This window comes from Hymenobacter sp. 5317J-9, assembly GCF_022921075.1.
Classification (GTDB): Bacteria; Bacteroidota; Bacteroidia; order Cytophagales; family Hymenobacteraceae; genus Hymenobacter.
In genome coordinates this window covers 968,126-990,003 of the sequence record NZ_CP095050.1, presented here as the reverse complement: position 1 = coordinate 990,003, position 21,878 = coordinate 968,126, and the positions used below count along the sequence as shown (strand labels likewise).

Here is a 21,878-nt window from a genome sequence, read left to right as displayed (position 1 = left end):
TTCATCGCCGTAATGCCTGTAATGGCTGGCGCCTCTTCCCGATTAATCATTTGCCTTCCAACATTCCGCGAGTCCCGACTTTGCATTCGTAACCATGGCCGAAACCCTCTCCCTCGATACCACGCTCACCAAAGCCGAGCAATACCGCCAGCTGCTGCCCCAAATCGAAGCCCTCACCACCGGCGAGTCCGACCTCACCGCCAACCTCGCCAATACGGCCGCGGCCCTGCGGCAGGCGTTCGGGTTTTTCTGGGTGGGCTTTTACCTCGTGAAGGGCGAAGAGCTGGTGCTGGGGCCGTTCCAGGGCCCCATTGCCTGCACGCGCATCCGGCACGGCAAGGGCGTGTGCGGTGCCAGCTGGGCGCGGGCCGAAACCCTGCTGGTGCCCGACGTGGAAGCCTTCCCCGGCCACATTGCCTGCAGCTCGGAGTCGAAGTCGGAAATCGTAGTGCCCATCTTCAACAAGGGGCAAGTAGTGGCCGTGCTGGATGTCGACAGCGACCAGCTCAACGATTTCGACCACGACGACCAGGCCGCGTTGGAGCAGTTGATGCAGCTGGCGGGCCAGTGGTTCTAAGCCTGGACCTATACTCTTAATTCCTCCTTACCCGCCCACGCCATGAAAAAGCACTTCCACCTTCTCGGCGACTGGCGCCGCAACGTGCTGCTGATTGCCGCGGCCAGCAGCTTGGGCCTGACGCTGCCCGCCTGCTCCAACGACAACCGCCGCGACGACAACGGCGCCGAAGGCAGCTGGGGTGGCGAAAGCTACAGCCAGGGCGTCGTGACGGAGATGACCGAAGTGCAGCCCGGCCAGTGGAAAATCACGGCCGAGCGCCCGGCCGGCAAGGAAGAAGTGGCCGCCGTGCTGCACCACTTCGACGGCAAAACCGACACCCTGCAAGGCCAGGCCCTGCAGCGCCAGATGCAGGACTACAGCCGCCAATACCCCGAAAACCGCGCCAACGGCACCGGCTTAATGGACGTGCTGATGTGGAGCGGCATCGGCTACATGGCCGGCCGCTTCCTCACCCCCAACCCCGGCTACTACGCCTACCCCGGCCTGCTCCAACGCAACCAAAGCTGGCGCGCCAACGTGGCCCGCGAGCGCCAGGACCAGGGCCGCGGCTTCTTCGGCCGGGGCTTCGTGGGCCGGCGCACGCCCACGGCCGGCATCCAGGAAAGCCGCTCCACGATGCGCAGCTCGCCGCGGCCCAGCTTCCGGAGCAGCGCGCCCTCGGGCCGTAGCAGTGGGTTTGGCAGCCGCGGGGGCTTCCGGGGCTTTGGGGGGTAATGGTGGCGCAATGAAGTCGCGGCGCAACCAATTGGCAAAGACTATCATGCAGCGCGCAGCGAAGCATCTTGCCCGCCTCCAATAATCAGTTGATTGTATTGCGCTGCCAAGATGCTTCGCTGCGCGCTGCATGACGTTCTAGGAAGTGTTAACAGTCGCGTAGCCACAGGACGGTTGCAGCGAGGTGAATAAAGGCCAAAAAATGCGCATCGAGTTTGTCATACCGGGTGGCCACGCGGCGAAACTGCTTGAGGCGGCTGAAAAGGCGCTCAATGGGGTGACGTTGGGCGTAACGCGCCGCGTCGTAGCCCCGCGGGTAGCGGCGCTTGCACCGGGGCGGAATCACGGCACAGGTGCCGCGGGCAGCCAGGGTGGCCACGAGCGGGTCGGAATCGTAGCCCCGGTCGGCCACGAGGTAGGCCGGGGCCAGCCCGTCGAGCAGCGGCAGCGCTTGCGGGGCGTCGTGGCGCTGGCCGGCTGTCAGGCTGCCGCGCACGAACCGGCCCCCAGCGTCGGCCACCGCGTGCAGCTTGGTGGTCAATCCGCCGCGGCTACGCCCCAGGGCTTGCGGCCCGTTTTTTTGCGTGCCCCGCTCGCGTGTTGGTGCACCCGCACGGTGGTCGAGTCGACCAGCAGCGTGTGCAGCGCGTCGTCCTCTTGCACGGCGGCCAGCACCCGGGCCCACACGCCCGAGGCGGTCCAGCGCTGGAAGCGCGTGTATGTTGTGTGCCAGTTGCCCCACGCGGCCGGCAAGGCACGCCAGCGGCAGCCGTTGCGCAACAACCACAGCACCGCTTCTACAAAACGGCGGTTGTCCTGGCCCCGGCCACCTTTCGTGCCTTCCCGACCCGGCAGCAGCGGCGCGATGCGGGCCCACTGCGCGTCTGTGAGCAAATAATCCATACCCCAAATTAATACCTACTGTTAACACTTCCTAGTTTATATCCCCGCAGATGATTAACCTTCTCCCCCTCTCTGGCGACGTAGCGCCGGCCGTGCAGGCCCTGGGCTGGGACTGGGCTATCGAAGACGCCTGCCAGAACTACGTGGCCCGTGAAGCCGTGCTGCTCCCGGAAGCCGACGCCGAGACGCTGCTCCAAGCAGCCGATACGCTCTACGACATGCTGGTGGAAGCCATTCCCGACCCCATTCCCGATGCGCTGCTGCACAAACTGGCTATCCCGGCTAACCTGTGGGAAGCCGTGCGTCACTCCTGGCACGACGAGCGGCACTGGCACTTCTACGGACGCTTCGATATGGCCCTGACGGCCGACGGCTCCAAGCTCCTCGAATTTAACGCCGATACCGCCACCGGCCTGCCCGAAACCGCCGTGGTGCAATGGGCCAGCCTGGTCGCCGCCGGCCAATCCGACGATGAACGCCAGGCCAACGGCCTGTTCGAGTGCCTCGAAGACCAGTTCCGCCACTGGCGCGCCCTCAACCAGGACCGGCAAGCCACGCTCCTGCTCGTGCACCTGCCCGACAGCGCCGAGGACGAAGCCAACTGCGCCGTGCTGGCCGAAGCGGCTCGCACGGCCGGTTTTGCCGACGTATTTATGTGCTCCGTGGATGCCATGACGGTATCGGTGCAGGGCGAAGACCGGGGCGTATGGGCCGAATCGGTGCCCGGCCAGTGGCAGAAGTTCGACTTCCTGTTCAAGCTGGTGCCCTGGGAAATTCTGGCCGAAGAAGAGCCCGAACTCACCGCCGACCTGGTACAACTTCAGCTCACCCGCGACGTGGTGATGGCCAACCCGGCCTACGCCCTGCTCTTCCAAAGCAAGGCCCTGCTGGCCCACCTCTGGGAAACGTTTCCGCACCACCCGCTGCTGCTCGAAGCCAGCCTGAGCCCGCTGCCCGGCCACCACGTGCGCAAGCCCGTGCTGGGCCGCGAGGGCCAGAACGTGGCCGAGGTGCAAGCCGACGGCCGCCCCGGTGCCGAAGTCCCCGGCGAGTTTGGCCAGCAGCCGCAGCTCTACCAGCGCTGGGCCGAACTGCCCACCGACGCCCAGGGCCGCCGCTACCAGGCTGGCGTGTTCTGGGCCGGCGAGGCCTGCGCCATTGGCTTTCGCCGCGAGGCCGGCCTCATCATCAACCTATCGGAGTTTGTGCCGCACATCCTGGTCTGAACCACTTCGCTCCATCTGTCATGCTGAGCGGAGTCGAGGTATGACGGTTAATGTAGATTCTACAAACAAAAAGGCCACTCGATTGAGTGGCCTTCCCTGTATTTACTCTATGGTTGTATGGCGTCCTTGGCTCAGACTTTGAGCTGGCAAATGACGGTTTCGCCGCCTTTCACTTTCTGGCCCAGCTCCACTTTCACCTCCGTATCGAGCGGTACAAATACGTCCACGCGCGAGCCGAACTTGATGAAGCCGAACTCCTCGCCCTGGTTCACTTCGTCGCCTTCGTTCACGTACCACACAATGCGGCGGGCCATGGCGCCGGCAATCTGCCGGAAAAGCACCAGCGGGCCGGCGTCGGACTCCACCACCACGGTGGTGCGCTCGTTCTGGGTGCTGCTTTTGGGGTGCCAGGCCACCAGGTAGTTGCCGGGATGGTACTTGAAGTACTTCACGATGCCCGAAATCGGGTTGCGCGTGACGTGTACGTTGATGGGCGACATGAAAATGCTGATTTGCTTGCGCTCATCCTCGAAATACTCGGGCTCAAACACGTTCTCAATCACCACCACCTTGCCGTCGGCGGGCGCCAGCAGCAGGTCTTCGTGGGTGAACATGTGGCGGAACGGGCTGCGAAAAAACTGCAGAATCAGCAGGAAAATGATGACCGTAGCCCCCGCGAACAAGCGGTTAACCAGCGTATTGCCCCGGTTGAAATAAAACATCAACAAGTTCAGCGCTAGCAAAATCAGCAGCGTAACGAACAGGATGCGTCGTCCTTCTTTGTGTATTTTCATGAACCGCAGCGTAAACGGATTTTGGCGGATAATACGGATGGTTTGGGGTTCCGAATGGCCGCCGGGCGGGTGGTATCCGCAAACAAAGGTCGGCAGGAAAAGTAAAAAGGCACGAACCTCACGGCACGTGCCTTTTCACCAGCAATTACGGAAGGAATTTAAAAACAGATGCTACCTGGGCACTTCACCAAAGCTAACACCCAATAAATCTGCCTGTTCCATTGCGCCTGCGTCTTAGAAGCCGCCGCGGAACTTGTACGTCTGGGCCACTTTGTCGATGGCTACCACGTAGGCCGCGATGCGCATCGGAATCTTGTATTTCTGGCTGGTCTGGTACACTTTCTCGAAGGCGTCGGACATGATGCGGTCGGCGCGCTCGGTCACCATGTCGAGGCTCCACTTGAAGCCCTGCTTGTTTTGCACCCACTCGAAGTACGACACCGTCACGCCGCCCGAGTTGGCCAGAATGTCTGGCACCACCATGATGCCCTTCTCGTTGATGATGGGGTCGGCCGAGGCCGAAGTCGGGCCATTGGCGCCTTCCACAATAAGCTTAGCCTTGATGTTGTGGGCGTTGTGCTCGGTGATGACGTCCTCCACGGCGGCGGGCACCAGTACGTCCACGTCGGAGGTCAGCAGGTCGTTCGGGTCCATCGGCGTGGCGCCGGCGAAGCCTTCGAGGCGGCCGTTGTGGGCGTTTTTGTAGGCGATGGCGTCGTCGATGTTGATGCCGTTCTCGTTCCAGTAGGCGCCCGAAATGTCTGACACGGCCTTAATCTTCACGCCTTGGGCGTGCAGCAGCACGGCGGCCCACGAGCCCACGTTGCCGAAGCCCTGCACCGCAGCCGACACTTCGGTCGGCTTCAGGCCCAGCTTTTTGAGGGCGGCCAGGGCCGACACCATCACGCCGCGGCCGGTGGCCTCGGTGCGGCCCAGCGAGCCGCCCATCACCAGGGGCTTGCCGGTTACCACGGCGGGCGAAGTCATGCCATTGGTTTTCGAGAATTCGTCCATCAGCCAGGCCATTTCGCGGGGACCGGTGCCCATGTCGGGGGCCGGAATGTCGCGGTCGGGGCCGAAAATGTCTTTCAGGGCCAGCGTATAGCCGCGCGTCATGCGCTCAATTTCGCCGGGGCTCATGGTGGTGGGGTCGCAGATGATGCCGCCCTTGGCGCCGCCGTAGGGGATGTCGACCACGGCGCACTTCCAGGTCATCCAGGCCGCGAGGGCCTTCACCTCGTCGAGGTGCACGTTTTTGTCGTAGCGGATGCCGCCTTTGCTGGGGCCCAGGATGGTGTTGTGAATCACGCGGTAGCCCTCAAACACGTGAATCTGGCCATCGTCCATCGTCACGGGGATGTTGACGATGACCTGCTTGTCAGGGGCCTTCAGAACGTTGTAGGTCGCCTCATCGAGGCCGAGGATTTCGGCGGCGATGTTGAAGCGCGACATCATCGATTCGAGCGGATTTTCGCGGTCTACTAGCGGAGCGGGCTCTTTATACACGGTGTGGGCTGCCATTCGTGGTGGGATTGGTTTTAAGAAGCGTTGGGTGGGATGATGGATACGATTGAGGGCCGCAAAGGTATTGCTTTTGGCAAGACCGGAGATGAATTGGCCGCAAACGTTTGGGGGAAATTGCAACCGCCTGTCATTGCGAGGCGTAGCCGCGGCAATCCGTTCTGTAAATGACAGACACTTTCCGTTGTGCGAGCCACGGTTAGTAAAAAGCCCCGACGCTGCGCAGTGTCGGGGTTTTCCGATGGGCTTGTTCGCATGATTGGGTTGGTCGCTGAGAACAGGACGGGTTGCCGCATTCCGCTGTGCTTCATTCGCAACGACCAAAGGCCCCTACCCCGCCAGCAGCTGCAGCAGCGCCAGCACCGGCAGCACCAGCAGAAACGCGTCGAACCTATCGAGCAGGCCGCCGTGGCCGGGCATGATGCTGCCCGAGTCCTTCACCCCCACGCTGCGCTTGAGCATGGACTCGGCCAAATCGCCCAGCGGCGCGAACACGGCCACCACGCCGGCTGCCACGAGGCGGTGCGTGAGCGGCATATCGGGCAGCATGAAGCCGATGGCCCAGCCCACTACCAGCGTCATTGCAAAGCCGCCGGCCCAGCCTTCCCAGGTTTTGCCGGGCGAGATTTTGGGGGCCATTTTGTGCTTGCCGAAGGTTTTGCCGGCCGCGTAGGCGCCGATGTCGGACGCCCAAATGAGAAAGAGCAGGGCGAAGATGCGTCGGTAGTCGTAGCCGCTATTTCCGTAGGCAATGACGTTTAGAAGCGACATGGGAACTCCGATATACATCAGCCCAAAAAAAGCCGTAGCGGCATTAACAAATGGCTGCTTGTAGCGAGGCCACACTACCATCTCCCGAATCAACAGCAGCACGGGAAGCAAAATGGCTAGTCCGCGCCATAGCAGGTCGATGTTGACAGCAGCCCCCGCAGCTTCAAAAAAAGCGGTCAAACCATTAGATTCGTTGACGGCACTTACCAAATCATGAAAAACGACCCATAGGGTACCGCCAAACAGTATTAAACCTGCTCCAATCCCAATCCACGTGGCCGGCGCGTAGCCGCCCGCCCGCATCATGCGGTAGAACTCCCACAGCATCACGGCCTGCACGAGGGCGAAAAACAACCCGAACGTCCAGGGGCTGAACCAGACGCTGCCCAGCAGCAGCGCCGCGCCGATGACGCCCCAGATGATGCGTAAACGCAGGTTGCTGGGGCCGGCTTTGGCGGCGGGGGTTTCGGGGGCGGCGTTGGTAATCGGAGGCGTAGAGTCGGACAAGTGGGAAAGGGATGTAGAGACGCGACACTTCGCGTCTCGGCGTTGGGAAAGTACGCCGGTGCAATACCGGTCGTTCAGACGAGAGACGCGAGGTGTCGCGTCTCTACAGATTATTGGTTGTCGTTGCGATGCACGGCCACGCCCTCGCTGCTGAGGGTGAGCATGGTGGTGGGCGCGGCGGGCGCGGTCAGGCGCTGGTGCAGGAAATAGAGCAGCCCGGCCGAGAGCAGCGCCGACGGCACTACCAGCGTCCAGGGCAGTGGCTCGGTGGCGTCGGGGTCGAAGCCCCACCCGAAGCGGCCCTGCTGCGTGAAGTAGAGGATGAGGAGCTGAAAGGCATTCTGAGTGAAGTGCGCGGCCATGCTCACCAGAATGTTGCCGCTCCAGAGGTAGAGGTAGCCCAGCACCAAGCCCAGCAGGAAGCGCGGCACAAACCCAAAAAACTGCATGTGAATGGCCGAGAAAATGGCCGCCCCCAGCCACACGCCCACGTGCGGCGAAAACCAGCGCACCAGGTTGCGCTGCACCACGCCCCGAAACACCAGCTCTTCACCGATGGCTGGCACCAGGGCCACCACCACAATGGCCACCACCAGCCGCCCCACCGAATTCAGGCGCGTCAGAAACTTGGTGAGCTCGGCCAGCCGGTCTTCGCTGGCGCGGGCCCACACCTCAAAGTCGTGCAGGAAGCCGGGGAAATGCGCCCCCGCATTCCAGGCAATGACCGTGGACATGAACGGCAGCAGAACGATGATGAGCGCCGCCGCGCCCAGCAGCCACCAGCCCGCGCCCAGCCGGCGGGCGTTGAAATACTCGCCCCAGCCGTAGCCCAGCGCCGACGCCAGCGCCAGCGCGCCCCCCGCAAACGCAAAAAACAATACCGCGCCCTGGTAGGTCATGATGAGGGGCCAGGCCTGCGGATTGGTGCCCGGCTGCACCATCACGTTGCTGGCTTCCAGCACCGAAGTATGGAACAAGGCCTGGGCCAGGGCGTAGTACACGGCCAGTCCCACGCAGGCCCCGGCCAGCATCGTCACCAGCAACAGGAGTATCTGCAAGCCAGGGTGCAGGGTGCGGGGCAGGAAACCTTTCATGGCGGGGCGCTAGTTGGGAAGGGCGTAAATTTACCGCAGATTTTAACTTAGGCTTAGTCACTCAAACAAAGAACGTGCTGTAGCACACTGCGGGCGCCTCACCCCCGGCCCCTCTCCCAAAGGAGAGGGGAGCCCGACGATTTCCATTTGGAGCAAGTCCGGTGCCCTCTCTCCCTCTGGAGAGGGGGTCAGGGGGCGAGGCGCCCCGCCAGAACATCACACAACGCCCTACTTAAATTATCCCCGTGGTCAACATCGGTCCCAATATCTCCCTCCCCGACTTCCCGCTCCTGCTCGCCCCCATGGAGGACGTGAGCGACCCGCCCTTCCGCGCCGTGTGCAAGGCCAACGGGGCCGACCTGATGTACACCGAGTTCATTTCCTCGGAAGGCCTCATCCGGGCGGCCGCCAAGAGCCGCAAGAAGCTCGACGTGTTCGACTACGAGCGGCCCATCGGCATCCAGCTCTTTGGGTCTGATGTGGAAACCATGGGCGAGTGCGCGGCCATCAGCACCGAAGCCGGGCCCGACCTCATCGACATCAACTACGGCTGCCCGGTGAAGCAGGTGGCCTGCCGCGGCGCCGGCGCGGCCTTGCTCCAGGACATCCCCAAAATGGTGGCCATGACGGCCGCCGTGGTGAAGCACACCCACCTGCCCGTGACCGTGAAAACCCGCCTGGGCTGGGACGAGGGCACCAAAAACGTGGAAGAAGTGGCCGAGCGCCTGCAGGACGTGGGCATTCAGGCCCTCACGGTACACGGCCGCACCCGCGCCCAGCTCTACAAGGGCGAGGCCGACTGGCGCCTCATTGCCAGCATTAAAAACAACCCGCGCATCAAGATTCCGATTTTTGGTAACGGCGACATTACCTCGCCCGAAAAAGCCCTCGAATACAAAAACCGCTACGGCGTGGACGGCGTGATGATAGGCCGGGCCAGCATTGGCTACCCCTGGATTTTCCGGGAGGTGAAGCACTACGTGGCCACCGGCGAGCTGCTGGCCCCGCCCACCCTGGAAGAGCGGGTGGCCATGTGCCAGATGCACTTCGACCGCAGCGTGGAGTGGAAGGGCCCGAAAGTGGGCGTGTTTGAGATGCGCCGCCACTACGCCCAGTACTTCCGCGGCCTGGAGGGCGCCAAAGCCTGGCGCACCCGCCTGGTAGATGCAGAAACGCCCGCCGCCGTGCTGGAAATCCTGGCCGAGATTGCCAGCAGCGACGCCGTGCTGGTGGGGTAATAGAATGTCCTCGCTGCCCGTCATGCAGAGCGCAGCGAAGCATCTTGCCCGCAGTAAGTAATTCAGTCGGAAGAGTTAGCTATTGCGAGCAAGATGCTTCGCTGCGCTCTGCATGACGTTCTTTCTAACGACTACATGATTCCGATTTACGAAAAGAAAACCCGCATCAAAATCCTGATTGCCGTACTGGCCCTGCTCATCGGGGCGGCCACGGTGGTGTATACCAACCTGCTGGTGCAGCGCGTGTCGGAGCGGGAACAGCAACAGATTCAGCTTTACGCCAAGGCGCAGGAATTCATCGTCAATTCGGAATCGGAAACCAACCCCTTCGTTTTCGACCAGATTATCAACGGCAACACGACCATTCCGGTCATTCTCAGCAGCGACGGTAAGGACATCATCGCGGCCAAAAACATCGACATGGCCCGCCACCTGCCCCTGGCCGATTCGGTGGCGTACCTCGAAACCGAGCTGGCGCTGATGAAAACCAAGCACCCGCCCATTGTGGTAAAGTTCGGCGGCGGGCAGGTGAATTACATTTTTTACCGCGACTCGCAGCTGCTGCGGCAGCTGCGCACCTACCCGCTGGTGCAGCTGGTGGTGATTGGCTGCCTGGCCGTCATTGCCTACTTCGCGTTCAGCGCCTCGCGCCGGGCCGAGCAAAACCGCGTGTGGGTGGGCCTGGCCAAGGAAACGGCCCACCAGCTGGGCACGCCGCTCAGCAGCCTGGTGGGCTGGCAAAACTACCTGCGCGACTCCGACCGGTTCAAGGACGAGCCCATTGTGGAGGAGTTGGGCAAGGACATTCGACGCCTCGAAATCATCACGGAGCGGTTTTCCAACATTGGCTCGGTGCCGGTGCTCAAGGATGAAAACCTCCTCCAGACCACCCGCAATGCCATCGAGTACCTGCAAAGTCGGGTGTCGAAGAAGGTCATCTTCAAAATCGAAACCGACCTGCCGACGGACACGCCCGCCCGCATCAACGTGCCGCTGTTCGACTGGGTCATCGAAAACATCTGCAAAAATGCCGTGGACGCCATGGATGGCCGCGGCTCCATCACGCTGCACCTGCGGCGGGTGCGCACGCGCCGCACATGGTACCGCCGCGGCACCCCCGCCCGGCAGGTGGCCGTCGACATCACCGACACGGGCAAGGGCATTCCCAAAAACAAGATGGAAAGCGTGTTCCTGCCCGGCTACACCACCAAAAAGCGGGGCTGGGGCCTGGGCCTGGCCCTGGCCAAGCGCATCATCGAGAACTACCACGAAGGCCGCCTCTTCGTGAAATGGAGCGAGCAGGGCCGCGGCACCACGTTCCGGGTGGTGCTAAATCAGTAAAACATGAGACCTGAGACAGCGAGACGTGAGAAAGTGAAACTTATGGTTGGCAAGACGTTCTCCATGGGTCGCGTGTCTCATGTCTCATTGTCTCGCTTCTCTACCGATTCGTAATCTCTACATACGCCTTGCCCGTCACGGGCTGGCCGTTGTGGGTGCCGGTCACGCGGCACATGCCCTCCCAGTAGTACATAGTGAAGGCGTGGAAAAAGCGCAGGGCCAGCTCCTGCTGGGGCACCAGCGGCTCCACGGTGAGGTCGTAGCCCTGGCCGGGCACCTGCACGCGCCAGGTGGCGGGGTACTTCTTTTTGGATTTCGGGCTGGTCCAGTACGTGAGGGGCGTGAGCACGAAATCGGTGCCTGAGAGGTGCAGGTCGGCGCCGCCAGTGGCGCGGCTGAAGGTGCCATTGTTGAGGGAGAGGCCGGTGGCGGAGTTGCGCAGGGTGTTGAGCATGAACTCCTCGCGCGGCTCGTCGAGCTGAATGCTGAGCCAATCCCAGCCCACGTTCTTGTCCACGATGCTGGTGCAGTTCCACTGGCGGTCGTACCACAGCTCGCCGGTCACGGTGTGGGTTTGGCCGCCCACCGTGAGGGTGCCGGTGGTGGCCAGGCGGGGGTAGGAATAGTAGCCGGCCGTGATGCCGTTGCCGTAGTTTTCGTAGCCGGTGCCGCTGTGCAGCACCACGGGCCGGGTGGGCCGGGTGGTGAGGTCGAGGGCGTAGCCGGCGTTCTGCTTGCCGGTGAAGGCGGCTTGCAGGTGGTAGGCCCCCTCCTGCCCGTCGAGCTTCCAGACCTGGCCGCGCTGCTGCTCGCGCAGGCGCAGCGGCAGCGAGTCGGTGAGCAGGCGCGGCAGCCGGCCCAGCTTGTAGTCGTAGTTGAACTTTTGGTTTTGTGGGTCGGTGAGGGCCATGTTCACCATCTGCCAGTCCTGCTTGCCGTCCTTCAGGTTGAAGTGGAAGAAAACGTACTCCACGCCGTATTGGTGGCCGGTGGCCTGGTCGGTGAGGTGGCCGGTGAGGTACCACCACTCCAGCGAGTTTTTGGGGTGCACAGCTTCTTCGCGGGGCAGTTCGGCACGGGTAGCGGTGGGGTTGAAGCGGGTGGTGGGGCGCGGGGCGGCGCACGCCGTGGCCAGCAGCAGCAGGGTAAAACGCAGGAATCTCATACCCTGCTTTAAGGCTTTTTGGGGCCGAAAGGTTTGGGTGTAAAGTCCTTTTTACCGCGCTGCAAATGGCCCTGCCGGGCGCTGTAGAACCATTGGTGTCAGCGCACCCCAGCTGGCAAAAGTCCTTATTTGCCAATTTTTTATTTGATTACCCAATGCATTCATCTTGTAATTCAAGCCATGCAAGCATGCCAACGCCTTTTATGCCTCCAGCGTGGACTGGCCTTGCTGCTATTGGGCCGCGGAGCCGTGCAAGCGCAAACTCCCGCTGAGCCACCGGCGCCCCGGGCCAACATCGTTTCAATTTCGCCCGTTGAGCTTTTATACAAAACACAGCTGGGCTACGAGCACCGCACGGGCCAAAGCAGCTCGGTGGGCGTGCACGCCAGCTACCACTACGGTGCGCTGAGCGAATACCGGGGAGAGCAAGCCTCAGTTTACTATCGCCGCTTCCTGACCCAGCAATTTCCGGGTGGGTTGTACTTCCAATTCCAGCTCAGCATCCTCGATTTCCAGCAGACGGCAAACGTGGTAAACATTAAAACCAAGCAGTACGTGGCCTATCATTACCGCACCACAAGTTTTGGTGGCGGCATTGGGCTCGGGTATCGGCGCACCGTATTGCGCCGAGCCACCAATGGGCGACTGCTCGGCAATGCACTGTTGGGATTTCGGGGCAATCCACGTCCGCAACCCGATTATGACACCAGTGTTTACAGGCAGGAATCTGCTTTTCTGGGCCCGGATTTTGGTTGGTATATGGGTTTCAGCCCGGGTTCGATGGTTCACGGCCTGCTCACGTTAGACTACCAATTTTAACGCTTCACCTACCGCCGAAACGGCCGCATGACCCAATACTTGCCCCAGCCCCACAGCGCCCGCGGGTGCCAGGGCGCGGGCGGCATGGCGGAAACCATGAAGCCACCCGCTATTACCACCTCGCCCAGAGTCTTCATGTCGGCTTGCAGTCGGAAGTTCATGGGCATGCCGGATTGAGTTGCTACTGTCCGAAACTGCGAGACAAACCCAACGGAGGCAACTTTCACTTCCAGTCCCTTTTTGCTGGCCAGCTCCGTCGGCACAGCTAGGCTGTATAAGCCGTCCTTGTCGGTGCTGGTACCCACGGTGGTACCATTAATCAGTACCGTCACGCCGGGAATAGGCTCGCCACTGATAGAATCAGTCACCAAACCCCGCAGCACGAGCGACGCGAGGGGCTGCGGCGGCAGCTGGTCCGGGAAGGACGACATTAGCATCGGTGCCCCGGTGGTGGCTTCCTGACTTGCCGCGTGGCTGATGGGCTGCGCGCCTGCGGTTTTTGCTTCGGCCGCTGGTGTCTTGCGAGGCTTCTGCATCGGCGCAGCGGGCACCGGGCCGCCCCAGTAGCGGGCCCGCCATTCCTGCGGCGTCTGTGCCTGCGCACTCGTGCCCACCGCTTCGCGCACGCCCCACACGGCCACGGCCGCCGCCAGCCAGGCCCGCCACCGAGCCATTGGGGCAGCCGGAACGGCGCGCTGCAACGGCCGCTTCAGCTGCCCCGCCGCGAAGCGCCCGCAGGTGGGGCCGCCCGCGGCCGTGGCCAGATAGGCCAGTATCTCGGCATCGGTTTTCAGGGTGAAGTCGACCACGGTTTTCTGGCAGGCGGCACAGTGGCGGCCCTGGGCGGCGGGAGTCATGGCGTCCCAGCTTTCGTGGCAGGGCTGCGGAACGGTGAGGGAAACGGTGGGGCGCATGGGCTGAGGAAGAAGGCGAAAGAGCTTGCCCGATTGATGCCCGCGCGGCCCCGATTGCACACGCCCCCGCCATTATGCTTTATCTTTTGCCCTTCAAACCCGCTCCTCCCACCTTTCATGAGCTCCGACAAGTCTCTTTTCCGCCGCAAGACCATTGCGGCCATCCTCCAAAACCCACCCGCCGACCACGAAGGGCCTTCCGCCGGCGGCCTGGCCCGCCACCTCACCGTGCGCGACCTCACGGCGCTGGGCATTGCGGCCATCATTGGGGCCGGCATTTTCAGCACCATTGGCAAGGCCAGCCTCGACGGTGGCCCGGCCGTGTCGCTGCTGTTTGTGTTCACGGCCGTGGCCTGCGCGTTTTCGGCGCTGTGCTACGCGCAGTTTGCGGCCACCATTCCGGTTAGCGGCTCGGCCTACACCTACGCCTACGCCTCGTTTGGCGAGCTGGCGGCCTGGATTATCGGGTGGGCGCTCATCATGGAATATGCGGTGGGCAACATCGTGGTGGCCATTTCCTGGTCCGACTACTTCACTGGGCTGCTCGATGGCATTGGCATTCACCTGCCGCTGTGGCTCACCATGGGCACCCAAACCGGGCACGCCGGCTACGAGGCCGTGATGAGCATCATGCAGGCCGGCCGGCCCTTGGCCGAAGCCACGCCCGCCCAAATGGACGGCTACAAGGCTTGGACGCAGGCGCCGGAGCTGTTCAACGGCTTCCACCTGGTGGTCGATTTGCCGGCCTTCGTCATCACGGTGCTCATCACGGCGCTGGTGTACGTGGGCATCAAGGAAAGCAAAAACGCGTCGAACCTGCTGGTGCTGCTCAAGCTCATTGTGGTGTTCATTGTCATTGCGGTGGGCGCGTTCTACGTGCAGCCCGCCAACTGGACGCCCTTCGCCCCCAACGGCGTGGGCGGCGTGCTCAAGGGCGTATCGGCGGTGTTTTTCGCCTACATCGGCTTCGACGCCATCTCCACCACAGCCGAGGAATGCAAAAACCCGCAGCGCGACCTGCCCAAGGCCATGATGTACGCCCTCATCATTTGCACGGTGCTGTACGTGGTTATCACGCTGGTGCTCACGGGCATGGTATCCTACAAAGAGCTGGGCGTGGGCGACCCGCTATCGTTTGTGTTTGCCAAGGTGGGCTTGTCGCGCCTCTCGGGCTTGGTGGCGGTGAGCGCCGTGTTTGCCATGGCCTCGGTACTGCTCGTGTTTCAGCTGGGGCAGCCGCGCATCTGGCTCACGATGAGCCGCGACGGGCTGCTGCCGCAGGTATTTTCCAAGATTCACCCGAAGTTTCACACGCCCTCGTTTGCCACCATCGTCACGGGCTTTTTCGTGGCCGTGCCGGCGCTTATTCTGAATATGGACCTGGTGGTCGACCTTACCAGCATCGGCACGCTGTTCGCGTTTGCGCTGGTGTGCGGCGGCATCCTCATCATCGACCCCTACGGCCGTTCCGAGGCCCGATTCAAGGTGCCCTACATCAACGGGCAGTGGCTGGTGCCGCTCATTCTGGCCGTGGGCGCCTTCTTGGTCATCCGCTACAACGCCGCCAGCAACCACGAGTTCTGGCTCGACGCCAGCGGCCAGCACGGCTGGCTGCAGCGCGACGCCGTGAGCGGCAAGGTGACGGGCGGCTTTGCCCACCAGATTCCCACGCTGGTGTTCTTCCTGTTCTGCCTGGCCCTGAGCGTGCTCTCCTTCCGCAAAAAGCTGTCGCTGCTGCCCACGCTGGGCCTGCTCATCAACCTGTACCTGATGACGGAGCTCGGCATCAGCAACTGGACGCTCTTCTTTGTGTGGCTGCTGATTGGGCTGGCCGTGTACTTCACCTACGGCTACAAAAATTCCAAGCTGGGGCAGCCCGCGGCCCCGCCCGCGCTGGCGTAGCTCCTGCAACCTGCCGGCACCGGCCGCGCACACAAACGAGGGCCCTGGCGAGTGTTCGCCAAGGCCCTCGTTTGTGTAGAATTACAGGCCACGCTGCCACGAAACGAGCCGGCTAGTTGTGGCATACGCAGGGCTCGCTACACGGGAAGCAGCTATTTTATCGGCATTGAGCCGGTTTCCATGGTGACGAGGCGTTGGTTGGGCTTGCTTTCCTCCACCACGTCGGCCCATTGGCGCGAGGAGCTTTGCATGTTCACGTTGAACCGGTGTTCGTCGTACCCGATTTTAACCAGAATGGTGTACTTGCCATTGGGCAGTTCGCAAAGATTGAGCTTGCGCCCAAAATTCGTAGCCTTGCTGTACTGCTCGAAGTACACAGTGCCTTTGTCGTCCATCATTTGGATGTAGCCCTGTTTGGCAGCCGGGTTGCACGCCCACACCCGGTAGCTCAAATCGGTCATTTTGATAACTCCGGCCCATTGGTCGCAGGTTTGGGCTTGGCTGGGGCTGGCAACCAGAAGGCTAAGCGCAGCCCCGAGAAGGACTGCGGCAAACGGCCGGCCGAAACGCGCGGCCACGAGCAACAAGGAAGTTTTCATGGTACAGGACTTTTAAACAGAAAAAGGAGAGAAAAGAGCGGGGATGCAGCGCGTCCTGGGCCACAACTCCCGGGGCATCTGGCTGCTAGGTCAACTAAAGAATGAGGGTATGCTGTCGCTTCATAAGCCTGCTGCCGCTACCAACCTGCGTCACTTCCTGCCTCTCCCTTGCCAATCGTCCGAAGGCCTCGACGTGATGGAAGGAGCAGCAAAAAGCATAGTCAAAAGTATATATTAAGCAATACATAGTATTGGACGAATGCGACACGGCCGGTTTTCCCACGGTGCGTTCATAATTTTAGCCGCCACTGGGTCAACAACCGCCGACCAAACCAGGCTTTGCCCCACCGAGTAACTGCGATGCAGGCGGCTTCTAACAGGGTTGACTGCCTCGGAGTGAAACGGTGTATATTTCGGCCTTCTTGCGGGCTTGGCCGCCCCACCCCGGGCTTTTAGGTGTTGGGGCCGGGCCCTTCGCACCGCGACTTTTCTGTCCCATTCCCATGCTTACTCCCCCGGATTTGTTTCAGCATTTGCTCGAAGGCAGCCGGCAAACTTTTTTCATTTACAGCATCAGCGCGGGCAAAATTCTTTACCTGAGCCCTTCCTACGAGCAGCTGTTTCCGGACCGGCGCCGCGAGAACATAGACGCTGACCTGCCGCACCTGCTGGGCCTGCTGCCCGTCGACGACCAGGCCTATGCCCGCGAATGCTTCGTCGACCTGGCCTCGGGCGAGCTGCGCGACGACCTGCTGCTGCGCCTGCAGCCCGGGCCCGACCGGCCCCTGCGCTGGCTGGCCGTGCAGGCCCGCCGCGCCACCGCCGCCGACGGCCAGGAGCTGCTCACGGGCTCGGTGCAGGACGTGACCGTGGAGCAGGAATACCTGCGCAACGCGGACCTGTATATGGCCAAGAAAAACACGACGCTCGAAATCCTGTCGCACGACCTGGCCGGCCCCTTCAACATGCTGCGCCAGCTGGCCGATTTTCTGGAAGAGAAAACCCAGGCCCTAAACGACCCGCAGGTGCAGAACATGATACGCGTGATGCAGGACACCTGCCGCGACAGCGTGAACCTCATCCGCGATTTCGTGGATGGCGAGTTCATGGGCTCGGCTAGCGTGGAGCTGAAGCGCACGCGCGTGGACCTGGCCGCCGAGCTGCGCCAGGTGATGGAAACCTACCAGAAAAACGAGTACCTGGTGGCCAAGTGGTTTTCGTTCGAAACCTCGCGCCCGTCGATTTACGTCGAAATCGACCACAACAAGTTCCTGCAGGTCATCAACAACCTGCTGTCCAACGCCATCAAGTTCACGGGCGAGGGCGGACGCATTGCCGTGTCGGTGGAGCAGCGCGCCGAACACGTCCTCATTTCGGTGGCCGACGACGGCATCGGCATCCCCGAGCGGCTGCACCCGGTGTTGTTCGACCGTTTCACCAAAGCCCGGCGGCCGGGCCTTCGCGGCGAAAAAACCACCGGCCTGGGCATGCACCTCATCCACACGATAGTGCAGCTGCACAACGGCCGCATCTGGTTCGACAGCCAGGAGCACAAAGGCACCACCTTCTACATCGAGCTGCCCAACGCCCCCGGCGCCGCCGAGTAAGCCCCCGGTCCTTACGAGGGCTACGAGGGCTGCTCCAGCTGCGCGCGCACCCAGCGAATCTGCTCGCCGTCGATGGGTTTGCGGAGCAGGCCGGCTACCAGCTCAAACTCGTCCACGCGGGCCGCATCGGCCTGGGCCAGCGACGACGTGAGGATGTAGAAGCGGCAGCGGCCGCGCAGGCGGTCGGCCAGGGGCCGCAGCGCCGTCAGCAGCTCCCAGCCGTCCATCGCGGGCATGTTCAGGTCCAGGAACACTACGCGGGGCAATTCGTCGGGGGCAGCCTGCTGGAAAAAAGCCAGGGCCTCGCCGGCAGTGCTCAGCACGACAATGTCCTCGGAAAAGGCTTCGCGTCGGAGCAGGCGCTCGGTAAGAAAAACGCCGATGGGGTCGTCGTCGATGAGAAGGGTGTGCATGCAGCGAGGAGGGCTAGTCTCCGGGAAGAAGAGGACAGAACGTAGGGCTGGCGGCAAGGCCGTAAAACGGTGACCACAAGGCCAGGCCAGGCCAGGCCAGGCCAGCCCGGGCCGCGGTGGAAAGCAGCAGGTCGGCTTTATTTGCGAACCGCGGCCGAAAACGCGACGCGCCTTCTCCCGCCGGAGCAACGTTCACATAACTTACTGACCCTTATGCCTCAGCCGAAAGCCTTCGTGGCCGCAAACAGCGCAGCTGCCTTTCGGAATTACGGCAAACCAGCTTTTTGGTGCCCTAAGAACCGCAATAACTCCCATACCAGCGGCCGCTTCAAACGCCCGCGCCAACCCGCCGGCCTCGTCCTGCCCACGGGCCAGCCCCGCGCCCGCCGCGGGTAAGGCCGTGGGCGCCAGAAAACCGTTTCCTCTCCCGCTTCAGCTAATTCTCTGTCGTCCTCGCCCTCGAAGAGGCCAATCTTTCACAAAAACTTTCTGCCGCGGCGCGCCGCCATGCCCACCAGCCTCCTCACCCTGCGCCTGCACGGCACTGTGCCGGCCGCCACCGCCCGCGAGCTCAAGGCCGAACACCGCCGGTCCCTCGAAGCCGGCACCGAGCACCGCCGGGCCCAAAAGCAGTTCTTTGCCCGGTTCGACGCCGTGCTTGACCGCGCCCCCATCGGCCCGCGCTACTTCGACCACGAGAAAATGGCCGAAGTACTGGCCGGTGAAATCCTGATGCTGGAAGAAACCGGCTTCGTGGTGCACGGCTTCGCCATTTTGCCCAATCACGCTCATCTTGTGCTGCACCTGCCCGCCACCAGCCCGCTCTCCTTCGCCAAAGCCATCGACCTGCTGCACCTGCGCACCGGCACCGCCTGCCGCCGCCTGGTGCGCCCCAAACTCCCGCCCGAAGCCGAGTTCTGGCAGGTGGGCTGGCACGAATACGAGGTGCAGGACGAAGCCGAGCTCATCCGCCTGCTGGCCTACGTGCGCGGCAACGCCCGGCAGGCCGGCCTGCCCGCGCGGTTCCAGGAGTGGCCGTATGTGAATGACTGAAAGGCAGGAAAATAGAAGAACGTCATGCAGAGCGCAGCGAAGCATCTTTACCGCACAACTAATCTGATTTAGTATTAAGGTAAAGATGCTTCGCTGCGCTCTGCATGACGTACTAAGTATTTATTCTATCTAGTTGGCCCGGTGGATAATGAGCACGCCGGCCAGAATAACCACCATGCCGGCGAAGTGCCAGAGGTTGAACGCCTCGCCGTCGAGGGCGCCCCAGGCCAGGGCCACGATGGGAATGAGGTAGGTGCTGGACGAGGCAAACAGCGCCGTGGACTGCTGAATGAGCTTGTTGAACAGCACCATGGCCACGGCTGTGCTCATAGTGGCCAGCAGCGCGATGTAGCCAAAGGCAGCCCAGGCCCCCGGCACGGTAGATAACTTGTGTAAAAAGCCAGTGCCCAGCAGCAGGTACGCCAGGGCCGGCCCGCCAATGAGCAGCAGCAGCACCGAGGTGACGGCCACCGGCGTCATGCCGCCCAGCTTGTGCTTGATAACGTTGACGCTCAAGCCATAGCCCATGGTGGCAATGAGGATGTAGATGCCGTACCACGCATTGCCCTCGCCCGTTGGGGTTTCGGCGCCGCCGCTGCCGCCCAGCAGCAGCATCACCACCGTGCCCACCAGCCCCAGCGTGATGCCCAGCACCCGCAGGCCCGTGAGCCGCTGCCCAAACAACAGGGCGCCCACCAGCAGGGTGAACACCACCGTGAGGGCATTGAGCACGCCCGCCAGCCCCGAAGCCAGCTTGGTTTCGGCATAAGCAAAAAGAAAAGCCGGAATAAACGTGCCCACCATGCCACTCAGGGCCAGCCACTTGAAGCGACTGCGCTCTACGCGACCCACGTGGCGCAGGGCAAACGGCAGCAGCAACAGGGCCGCTACCGTGACACGAGTGGCGCCCAACTCCATGGCCGAAAATACCACCAGCCCCTTCTTCATCAGGATAAACGACGTGCCCCAGATGGACGCCAGCACCAGCAGCAGCACCCACGCCACGGGCGTGGTGACGGCTGGCGCGGGCACGGCCATGGCTTCGGCCGCTTCCAGCGAGGCGGTTTCGTCGGCGGCGCCCACGGCACCGGGGTCGCTGCCGGCGGGGCCTGCGCTAGAGGCAACCCCGGCGGGGCGCGGCCCGAGTGGAGAATCAGCAGCAGAGGGGGTTTTCAGGAACATGCGGCAAAGGTACGGGCCCTGCGCACGGCGGTTTTTCCAGAATGTTGCGGTTTTGAAGCTTATTGACCGGCGCGGGGCAACTGATTTTTGTCAGCCAGCCGGCGGCCAGGTGCTTTCCCGGCGCCTGAGGCGGGTCTGGCGGCTGATATTCGTCAGGTTAGTACACGAACCCCGCGCGGGCACTGGCTGTTAGTATTCGGAACCGAAATCCTGCCGTAATTTTGTAGTCCGATTTCGTGTCGATTTACTCTATGTCCCATCCGTTCAAGGCCGTTAGCCTATCCTTCAAGAAAGCGCCGCTGGCCATCCGCGAGCTGCTTTCTTTAGACGAGGCCGCTTGTCGCCGCTTTCTACACACGCTGCACAATGAGCTGGGCCTAAGCGACCTGCTCGTGCTGAGCACCTGCAACCGCACCGAGGTATACTACACCGCCGAGGACGACCGCAGCCGCGACATCATCCTCGCCCTGGGCCACCTCAAGGACCGCGCCGACATCGGCCAGTTCCTCCCCTACTTCGACCTGCTGACCGACGCCGACGCGGCCGTGCAGCACCTTTTCGAAGTAGCCATGGGCCTCGACGCGCAAGTGGTGGGCGACCTGCAAATCAGCAACCAGGTGAAAACGGCTTACCAGTGGGCCGCCGATGCCGACGCCGCCGGCCCCTTCCTGCACCGCCTGCTGCACACGGTGTTTTTTACCAATAAGCGCGTGCAAACCGAAACCAGCTTCCGCGACGGCGCCGCCTCCGTGAGCTACGCCGCTTTGGAACTGGTGGAAGAGCTGACCGCCGACGTGGCCAACCCCAACGTGCTGGTGGTGGGCCTGGGCGAAATCGGCGCCGATGTGTGCCGCCACCTGGCTGCCAGCAAGGCCTTTGGCACCATTACTCTCTGCAACCGCACCCGCAGCAAGGCCGAAGCACTGGCCGAGGAATGCGGCATGAACATAGTGGATTTCGAGAATCTGGTGCCCGCGCTGAAAGAGGCCGACGTCATCATTTCCTCCATCAACCGCGCCGAGCCGTTCTTCACCAAAGAGCTGGTGCAGCACCTCGACGTGCTGAGCTTTAAGTTCTTCATCGACCTGAGCGTGCCCCGCAGCATCGGCGCCGACGTGGAGCAGGTACCCGGCGTGCTGGTCTACAACATCGACGCCATCCAGAGCAAGGCCTCGGCCGCGCTGGAAATGCGCCTGGCCGCCGTGCCCCAGGTGCGCGCCATCATCGCCGAAAGCATTGCCGGCCTGAGTGAGTGGAGCAAGGAAATGATGGTGTCGCCCATCATTCAGCGCGTAAAAGCCAGTTTGGAGCAGCTGCGCCAGGAAGAACTGGACCGTTTCCAGAAGAAAGCCACCCCCGCCGAAAGCAAGCTCCTCGACGAAGCCACCCGCTCGCTGATGCAAAAGGTGCTGAAGCAGCATGTGCTGCAACTCAAAGCCGCCTGCAAGCGCGACGACGCCGGCCAGCTGGTAGAGCTGCTGGGCGAGCTGTTCGATTTGGAGAAGCAGCCGACGCCTGCCGTATAACGGCTGTCA

Annotated in this window: 19 protein-coding genes and 1 pseudogene; 10 read left to right on the top strand and 10 right to left on the bottom strand. The window is 62.4% G+C overall.

Annotation, left to right across the window (positions count from 1 at the left end; translation table 11 throughout):
* Positions 1-94 precede the first annotated feature (94 nt).
* Both MUN81_RS03980 and MUN81_RS03975 read left to right on the top strand, forming a co-directional pair.
* Positions 95-577, top strand: coding sequence for a GAF domain-containing protein (locus MUN81_RS03980; protein ID WP_245115275.1), 483 nt, complete (start codon positions 95-97; stop codon positions 575-577).
* Between the two features lie 42 nt (positions 578-619).
* On the top strand, positions 620-1,294 hold the full coding sequence (locus MUN81_RS03975; RefSeq protein WP_245115273.1) for a hypothetical protein: 675 nt from the start codon (positions 620-622) through the stop codon (positions 1,292-1,294).
* Positions 1,295-1,442: 148 nt separating this feature from the next.
* Here MUN81_RS03975 and MUN81_RS03970 read toward each other — a convergent pair.
* Positions 1,443-2,197, bottom strand: a pseudogene (locus MUN81_RS03970) (IS5 family transposase).
* A 50-nt stretch (positions 2,198-2,247) separates the two neighbouring features.
* Here MUN81_RS03970 and MUN81_RS03965 point away from each other — a divergent pair.
* Positions 2,248-3,423 (top strand): glutathionylspermidine synthase family protein, encoded by a 1,176-nt coding sequence (locus MUN81_RS03965; protein ID WP_245115271.1) that lies wholly within the window; start codon positions 2,248-2,250, stop codon positions 3,421-3,423.
* Between the two features lie 131 nt (positions 3,424-3,554).
* Here MUN81_RS03965 and MUN81_RS03960 read toward each other — a convergent pair whose 3' ends face one another.
* From MUN81_RS03960 to MUN81_RS03945, 4 genes are all read right to left on the bottom strand, one after another.
* Positions 3,555-4,217: a phosphatidylserine decarboxylase family protein gene (locus MUN81_RS03960; protein ID WP_245115269.1), complete on the bottom strand. Its 663-nt coding sequence runs from the start codon at positions 4,215-4,217 to the stop codon at positions 3,555-3,557.
* Positions 4,218-4,451: 234 nt separating this feature from the next.
* On the bottom strand, positions 4,452-5,738 hold the full coding sequence (locus MUN81_RS03955; protein ID WP_190925292.1) for a Glu/Leu/Phe/Val dehydrogenase: 1,287 nt from the start codon (positions 5,736-5,738) through the stop codon (positions 4,452-4,454).
* Between the two features lie 330 nt (positions 5,739-6,068).
* Positions 6,069-7,016, bottom strand: a complete 948-nt coding sequence (locus tag MUN81_RS03950; protein ID WP_245115267.1) for a phosphatidate cytidylyltransferase — start codon at positions 7,014-7,016, stop codon at positions 6,069-6,071.
* Positions 7,017-7,126: 110 nt separating this feature from the next.
* On the bottom strand, positions 7,127-8,110 hold the full coding sequence (locus MUN81_RS03945) for a CPBP family intramembrane glutamic endopeptidase (RefSeq protein WP_245115265.1): 984 nt from the start codon (positions 8,108-8,110) through the stop codon (positions 7,127-7,129).
* A 245-nt stretch (positions 8,111-8,355) separates the two neighbouring features.
* On the opposite strand from MUN81_RS03945, the gene dusB reads away from it, so the two are divergent.
* Together dusB and MUN81_RS03935 are read left to right on the top strand one after the other, a co-directional pair.
* Positions 8,356-9,348 carry a tRNA dihydrouridine synthase DusB gene (gene dusB / locus MUN81_RS03940; protein WP_198976691.1) on the top strand — a complete coding sequence of 331 codons (993 nt, stop codon included), beginning with the start codon at positions 8,356-8,358 and terminating at the stop codon, positions 9,346-9,348.
* 93 nt (positions 9,349-9,441) lie between these two features.
* A complete protein-coding gene (locus MUN81_RS03935) occupies positions 9,442-10,689 on the top strand; it encodes a HAMP domain-containing sensor histidine kinase (protein ID WP_245115263.1) in 1,248 nt (415 codons plus the stop codon).
* 100 nt (positions 10,690-10,789) lie between these two features.
* Here the strand turns inward: MUN81_RS03935 and MUN81_RS03930 are convergent, their stop codons facing one another.
* The gene (locus tag MUN81_RS03930) at positions 10,790-11,854 is read right to left on the bottom strand and encodes a lipocalin family protein (protein ID WP_245115261.1); all 1,065 of its coding nucleotides are present in this window, start codon (positions 11,852-11,854) and stop codon (positions 10,790-10,792) included.
* Positions 11,855-12,034: 180 nt separating this feature from the next.
* Between MUN81_RS03930 and MUN81_RS03925 the strand changes: the two genes are divergently transcribed.
* Positions 12,035-12,673: a hypothetical protein gene (locus tag MUN81_RS03925; protein WP_245115259.1), complete on the top strand. Its 639-nt coding sequence runs from the start codon at positions 12,035-12,037 to the stop codon at positions 12,671-12,673.
* An 8-nt stretch (positions 12,674-12,681) separates the two neighbouring features.
* Here MUN81_RS03925 and MUN81_RS03920 read toward each other — a convergent pair whose 3' ends face one another.
* The gene (locus MUN81_RS03920) at positions 12,682-13,587 is read right to left on the bottom strand and encodes a carboxypeptidase-like regulatory domain-containing protein (RefSeq protein ID WP_245115257.1); all 906 of its coding nucleotides are present in this window, start codon (positions 13,585-13,587) and stop codon (positions 12,682-12,684) included.
* A gap of 117 nt (positions 13,588-13,704) precedes the next feature.
* On the opposite strand from MUN81_RS03920, the gene MUN81_RS03915 reads away from it, so the two are divergent.
* Positions 13,705-15,489 carry an amino acid permease gene (locus MUN81_RS03915; RefSeq protein ID WP_245115255.1) on the top strand — a complete coding sequence of 595 codons (1,785 nt, stop codon included), beginning with the start codon at positions 13,705-13,707 and terminating at the stop codon, positions 15,487-15,489.
* A 152-nt stretch (positions 15,490-15,641) separates the two neighbouring features.
* Here MUN81_RS03915 and MUN81_RS03910 read toward each other — a convergent pair whose 3' ends face one another.
* Entirely contained in the window at positions 15,642-16,088 is a 447-nt protein-coding gene (locus MUN81_RS03910) for a hypothetical protein (RefSeq protein WP_245115253.1), read from the bottom strand.
* A gap of 503 nt (positions 16,089-16,591) precedes the next feature.
* On the opposite strand from MUN81_RS03910, the gene MUN81_RS03905 reads away from it, so the two are divergent.
* Complete coding sequence (locus MUN81_RS03905; RefSeq protein WP_245115251.1) at positions 16,592-17,695, top strand: ATP-binding protein; 1,104 nt, start codon at positions 16,592-16,594, stop codon at positions 17,693-17,695.
* A gap of 20 nt (positions 17,696-17,715) precedes the next feature.
* Here MUN81_RS03905 and MUN81_RS03900 read toward each other — a convergent pair whose 3' ends face one another.
* Complete coding sequence (locus MUN81_RS03900; protein ID WP_245115249.1) at positions 17,716-18,108, bottom strand: response regulator; 393 nt, start codon at positions 18,106-18,108, stop codon at positions 17,716-17,718.
* A gap of 507 nt (positions 18,109-18,615) precedes the next feature.
* Here MUN81_RS03900 and MUN81_RS03895 point away from each other — a divergent pair.
* Entirely contained in the window at positions 18,616-19,161 is a 546-nt protein-coding gene (locus tag MUN81_RS03895) for a hypothetical protein (RefSeq protein WP_245115247.1), read from the top strand.
* A gap of 129 nt (positions 19,162-19,290) precedes the next feature.
* Here MUN81_RS03895 and MUN81_RS03890 read toward each other — a convergent pair whose 3' ends face one another.
* Positions 19,291-20,343 (bottom strand): DMT family transporter, encoded by a 1,053-nt coding sequence (locus MUN81_RS03890; protein WP_245115245.1) that lies wholly within the window; start codon positions 20,341-20,343, stop codon positions 19,291-19,293.
* 251 nt (positions 20,344-20,594) lie between these two features.
* Between MUN81_RS03890 and hemA the strand changes: the two genes are divergently transcribed.
* The gene (gene hemA, locus MUN81_RS03885) at positions 20,595-21,869 is read left to right on the top strand and encodes a glutamyl-tRNA reductase (RefSeq protein WP_245115243.1); all 1,275 of its coding nucleotides are present in this window, start codon (positions 20,595-20,597) and stop codon (positions 21,867-21,869) included.
* The last annotated feature ends 9 nt before the right edge of the window (positions 21,870-21,878 follow it).

Bases quoted from the DNA above. Each gene is read 5' to 3' on its own strand.
- MUN81_RS03895 (WP_245115247.1), top strand. From the start codon at position 18,616: ATGCCCACCAGCCTCCTCACCCTGCGCCTGCACGGCACTGTGCCGGCC.
- MUN81_RS03920 (WP_245115257.1), bottom strand. From the start codon at position 13,587: ATGCGCCCCACCGTTTCCCTCACCGTTCCGCAGCCCTGCCACGAAAGC.
- MUN81_RS03930 (WP_245115261.1), bottom strand. From the start codon at position 11,854: ATGAGATTCCTGCGTTTTACCCTGCTGCTGCTGGCCACGGCGTGCGCC.
- MUN81_RS03890 (WP_245115245.1), bottom strand. From the start codon at position 20,343: ATGTTCCTGAAAACCCCCTCTGCTGCTGATTCTCCACTCGGGCCGCGC.
- MUN81_RS03925 (WP_245115259.1), top strand. From the start codon at position 12,035: ATGCAAGCATGCCAACGCCTTTTATGCCTCCAGCGTGGACTGGCCTTG.
- MUN81_RS03945 (WP_245115265.1), bottom strand. From the start codon at position 8,110: ATGAAAGGTTTCCTGCCCCGCACCCTGCACCCTGGCTTGCAGATACTC.
- MUN81_RS03910 (WP_245115253.1), bottom strand. From the start codon at position 16,088: ATGAAAACTTCCTTGTTGCTCGTGGCCGCGCGTTTCGGCCGGCCGTTT.
- MUN81_RS03975 (WP_245115273.1), top strand. From the start codon at position 620: ATGAAAAAGCACTTCCACCTTCTCGGCGACTGGCGCCGCAACGTGCTG.
- MUN81_RS03980 (WP_245115275.1), top strand. From the start codon at position 95: ATGGCCGAAACCCTCTCCCTCGATACCACGCTCACCAAAGCCGAGCAA.
- MUN81_RS03965 (WP_245115271.1), top strand. From the start codon at position 2,248: ATGATTAACCTTCTCCCCCTCTCTGGCGACGTAGCGCCGGCCGTGCAG.
- MUN81_RS03915 (WP_245115255.1), top strand. From the start codon at position 13,705: ATGAGCTCCGACAAGTCTCTTTTCCGCCGCAAGACCATTGCGGCCATC.
- MUN81_RS03905 (WP_245115251.1), top strand. From the start codon at position 16,592: ATGCTTACTCCCCCGGATTTGTTTCAGCATTTGCTCGAAGGCAGCCGG.
- MUN81_RS03955 (WP_190925292.1), bottom strand. From the start codon at position 5,738: ATGGCAGCCCACACCGTGTATAAAGAGCCCGCTCCGCTAGTAGACCGC.
- MUN81_RS03960 (WP_245115269.1), bottom strand. From the start codon at position 4,217: ATGAAAATACACAAAGAAGGACGACGCATCCTGTTCGTTACGCTGCTG.
- hemA (WP_245115243.1), top strand. From the start codon at position 20,595: ATGTCCCATCCGTTCAAGGCCGTTAGCCTATCCTTCAAGAAAGCGCCG.
- MUN81_RS03900 (WP_245115249.1), bottom strand. From the start codon at position 18,108: ATGCACACCCTTCTCATCGACGACGACCCCATCGGCGTTTTTCTTACC.
- MUN81_RS03935 (WP_245115263.1), top strand. From the start codon at position 9,442: ATGCTTCGCTGCGCTCTGCATGACGTTCTTTCTAACGACTACATGATT.